1 protein-coding gene is annotated in these 1,682 nt (G+C 54.5%); it reads right to left on the bottom strand.

Annotation, left to right across the window (positions count from 1 at the left end):
- The coding region (locus U4E84_RS16865; RefSeq protein ID WP_322533262.1) for a PAS domain S-box protein at positions 1–931 on the bottom strand (931 nt) is incomplete at its 3' end.
- Positions 932–1,682: the final 751 nt, after the last annotated feature.

Genomic DNA, 1,682 nt, shown 5'->3' with positions numbered 1-1,682 from the left:
CGTCCCGGATGGTCTCGACGTGCGGGCCCTCGTGTTCGGCGGCGAGCAGGTCAAGGTGGCCGCTCGCCACGCTGAGCGGGTTGCGGACGTCGTGACTGACGACGTTTACAAAGTTCTCCAGCTCTTCGGTGCGCTGTCTGAGCTCCACCTGTGCGTGTTTCAGATCGGTGATGTCCAGATACGTTGCCAGCGATTCCTCGTGCGGTTCGCTGCCGAAGGCGGTCGCAGTCAGCAGAAATGTTCGCTGATCGCCGTCTGCCGTCTGTCGCGTCACCTCTCTGCGGACACGCTCCCCGTCTCGTACCCGTTCGTTTATCTTGTGTGCCCGTGCCGACTCAGCCTTGTCGGCGATGAGGTCGTCAAGCGACGTTTCCTTGAGTTGGCTGTCGGTGAAGCCAAACGTGTCATCAAACGCTTGGTTCGCCTGTTCTACCTCCAGCTCGTCTCCGTCGAAGGCAGCGATGACGAGTGGAACCGGGACGGCGTCGAGGAGGTTAGCGAACCGGTTTCGCTCCCGCTGGAGTTTCTCTTGGGACTCTCGGAGGGCGGTGATGTCCTCGTTGACAGCGACAAACCGGACGATTTCCCCGTCGGCGTCCGTGACGGGGGAGATTGTCTGCTTGACGATGTATCGCTCTCCGTCCTTCCGCTCGTTGGTGAGTTGCCCCTTCCAGACGTTGCCATTAAGGATCGTCTCCCAGAGGCGCTCGTAGAATTGATCGCCGTGGACGCCGGACTGGGGAATGTTGGCGTTGTGGCCGATGGCTTCCTCTTCGGTGTAGCCCGTCTGATCTTCGAACGCTGGATTTACGTACTCGATTCGACCCAATGTATCGGTCCAGTAGATGACATGGCCCGTGCTTTCGACCGCCTCTCTGAAGACGCGTAACTCAGACGTCGAAAGATCGGCTGTGTCTGGAGTTGAGGTCATTACATCACGTGAGCCGTGTATCATATTTAATTGAAATCATATTCTCATATGATGGCCATCTAACGAATCAGTCGGACTCGCCTATTCGAGAAAGAGGGCCCTGGCTCCGTTGAGTGACAGCAATCATTAACGAGTCTGGTTCTCACGGCCGATTCAGTATCCATACTGGGGAATAAACACGGTGAAAAGAATGCTATGACACTCCCAAATAGACTGTAACACGTATCAAAATCTGTAATAACTATAGAGTCTGTAACAGTATTTGAATCTGTAACGACAGCTGTGGCGATCACGTTGAAAGCCCACTGCGAAACAGCCTACCACCTTCCGAAACACCAATACAATATGCCTCCCACGTCTTCCATGGGTGGTAGCTCCACCCCATAGGGACAGAATGGTACCGAGGGTCCCATCCGCCTCGGTGCTTCTTACCGTATGTGGAGACTGCGCCTCATCAGTCAGAGTTCTGGCCTCGTCGTTCACGTCGGACTGGTTGAGCCAGACACGCTTTGCGCCTTCGCGCTCGGGATGAGAGTCGAGGCGAATAGTAGCTTCTACTGATTAAGTACATATCTGTAAAGTTATATAATATGGCCAAACAACATATTTTCACACAGATGATTCCCGAACGAGACGAGCCTGCACTCTATATCAATCCCCGCTCTGAACAGATCACAGCCTTCGCAGAGGAAGCAGTAACGGTTGAGGACCAGCCCAAGGTCCGGCTGCTCGCAGACTCAGATGAAATCAA

It is taken from the genome of Halorubrum sp. AD140, assembly GCF_034497445.1.
Classification (GTDB): Archaea; Halobacteriota; Halobacteria; order Halobacteriales; family Haloferacaceae; genus Halorubrum.
This window is presented reverse-complemented; position numbering and strand designations above follow the sequence as displayed.